Raw genomic sequence first — 1190 nt, 5'->3', positions numbered from 1 at the left:
TGTCCCGTCCTAAAATACGTTGACGGTTTTAATTGAAGGCCAGTAGCTTTTGCTCCTGGCTTTTTTTGTGCACTTGGTTTGGTGTTTTCATTCCTAAACTCAAATGCGGCCTCATTTCATTGTATATTAATATTGATTCTTCGACGAGTTCACGTAGCTCTTTTAGATTTTGGCATTTATAGAGTAAGAACTCCTGCTTCAATATGCCGTTAATACGCTCCGCCAGTGCATTTTGATAGCAGTCATAGCCATCGGTCATTGATGGAATAATGCCATTTTCATTAAGCTTTACTTGATATACCTGCGAGCAATACTGCAACCCTCTATCTGAATGATGAATCGTACTACATTGATACTGACGATTATTGATTGTCATATCTAATGCCTTAACAACATCTGTCGCCTTCATATCATCACTGAGTTCATAACCCATAATTTTGCGACTATACGCATCAGTTACTAGCGATAGATAGTGAACACCTTGCTCTGATTGAACATAGGTTATATCGCTTACAAAAACCTCTTCTGGCCGCGATGGTTGCACATCTTTTAGCAAGTTAGGATGCTTTTTCATCCAATGTTTACTAAAAGTAGTTTTAGTGTAACTACGCTTAGGTTTAACCAATAAACGTTCATTTTTCAAATAACTAAAAAAAGCGTCTCGACCTAAACTTATGCCTCGCTCTATGAATTTTGGTTTAAGTAAAAAATACAACTTTCTTCCACCTAAGCGCGGCATAAAACGTCGTATTTCCAATACCATCGCTTTAACTGGTGCTAGTTCAATAGCACGCAGTTTAGCTCTGCTCTCTCGTTGATATATCGCTTGTCTCGTTATACCAAGCAGCATGCAAGCACGTTCTAAGCTAACTATTTTTTGCTTTTGAAGGCTTCTTGCTCCTTGGCAATATACTTTTTTCGAAGGCTTGTTCCATGCTCAGCGTCAAGAATATTAACCACTTCATTGAGTAACAGGTTACGTAAGTGCTCATCTTCAAGCTCTCGCTCGAGGCGTTTGATTTTTTGAGCGGGACTTTCTTTGGCTTTAGGTGATGTAGGCATAGTTATCTTAGGTGATTGAGTCCAATCCATCTTACCGTGTTTTCTTAACCAAGTAAGCACGGTAGAACGACCTTGTATGCCATAAATTTTTTGGGCTTGTTTATAAGTCATATCGCCTTTTTCTACAG

The 1190-nt window shown here is 38.8% G+C and carries 1 protein-coding gene; it reads right to left on the bottom strand.

Annotated features, from left to right (window positions below; all coding sequences use genetic code 11):
* Positions 1-28: 28 nt before the first annotated feature.
* Positions 29-1190 (bottom strand): IS3 family transposase gene (locus tag GQR46_RS19920; protein WP_165742260.1). Its coding sequence is split into 2 segments (ribosomal slippage), with 1163 coding nucleotides annotated over them: positions 29-906 and positions 906-1190; the frame shifts between segments, so codons are not numbered across the junction. This gene is flagged as partial in the annotation.

Source organism: Pseudoalteromonas sp. Z1A6, assembly GCF_011378745.1.
GTDB classification, from domain to species: Bacteria; Pseudomonadota; Gammaproteobacteria; order Enterobacterales; family Alteromonadaceae; genus Pseudoalteromonas; species Pseudoalteromonas arctica.
Note: the sequence above shows the minus strand (reverse complement) of the source record. Positions and strands in the feature narration are given on the sequence as shown.